The organism is Mycobacterium simiae (assembly GCF_008370645.1).
Taxonomy (GTDB): Bacteria; Actinomycetota; Actinomycetes; order Mycobacteriales; family Mycobacteriaceae; genus Mycobacterium; species Mycobacterium simiae_A.
Map to the genome: position 1 here is coordinate 1 of NZ_VTZN01000394.1, position 1,310 is coordinate 1,310.

The window sequence follows — 1,310 nt, forward strand, 5'->3', positions numbered from 1 at the left end:
CCGGTGTTGCCGAAGCCGAAGTTGTTGCTGCCGGTGTTGGCCCAGCCCTGGTTGAAACTGCCGGCGTTACCGAGGCCGAGGTTGTAGTGGCCCAGGTTCGCCGGGCCGATGTTGTAGTCGCCGATGTTTGCCGGCCCAAAGTTGTATAGGCCCCGGTTTCCGGGGAAGACATTGAAGCTGCCCACGTTGCCGCTGCCGACGTTGGCATAGCCGACGTTGCCGAAACCGAGATTGTTGTCGCCGACGTTACCGCTGCCGATGTTGCCGCTGCCGATATTTGCCACACCCAGGTTGGCGATCGGGCTGTTGTTGAGCAGGCCTGCAATGTTGCTGCCGGCGTTCTGGATGCCCGAGATATTGGCGGGTGTCGCGAGCCCGAGGGCACTTGTGTTAAGGACACCGGAGACGGTATTGCCGAAGTTTGACACCCCCGACATCAAGTCGCCGAGGTTCTGGTAGCCCGAGATTCCTGACGTGCCGGAGGCGAGGTTGAAAAAGCCCGAATTGTTGCCGCCGCTGTTCCCGAAGCCGGAGGCGGTGCCCGTGCCGGCGTTGAAGAATCCCGACGATGGCGTGGTCGTCGAGTTCCCGAAGCCCGGAGCCGCTGGAATGTCGATCACCGGGATCTTGATGGGAAGCAGTCCGCCGGTACCAACGATGTCAATCAACGGGGCCGGTCCGGTACCGATCTCGATGCCAATCTCAGGGAGGTCGAACGAGATGTCGGGGATCTGGATGGAACTGACGTCGACCGCCCGGAATCCTGTGCCGACGATCTGCAAGTCAACGGTGGCTGCCGGAATACTGAAGCCCCGCACGGTTAGCACGCCCAGCGTGCCGGCGATGGGGATATCTAAATAGATCGGCACATGCATGTTCACCGGGATCGCAGTGTCGGGAATGCTGATCGTGTAGCTGGCACCCCACAGGCCCTGGTAGTCACCCCGCCACAAGAGGCCATTGCTGTAATTGCCGTCGATGAAGGCGCCGGTATTGACGCTGCCTGAGTTTGCCAGCCCGGTGTTGTAGTTGCCAATGTTCAGGTAGCCGGTGTTGTAGTCGCCCGGGTTGAGGCCAAAGGTGTTGAAGCTGCCCGTGTTAAAGCTGCCGGTGTTGTAGCTGCCGGGGTTGCCGATACCGGTGTTGACGTTGCCGGCGTTGAAGAACCCGGTGTTGATGTCCCCAGAGTTGAAGACGCCCGTGTTGGTGGTGCCGGTGTTGCCGATACCCCAGTTGCCGGTGCCGGAGTTGAACAGCCCAACGTTGCCGACGCCGGAGTTGAACAGCCCGGTGTTGTTGGTGCCGGAGTT

Annotated in this window: 1 pseudogene; it reads right to left on the bottom strand. The window is 60.9% G+C overall.

Features of this window, described 5'->3' with window-relative positions:
• Window positions 1-1,310 (bottom strand): annotated as a pseudogene (locus tag F0Q45_RS26035) (PPE family protein); the annotation flags it as partial.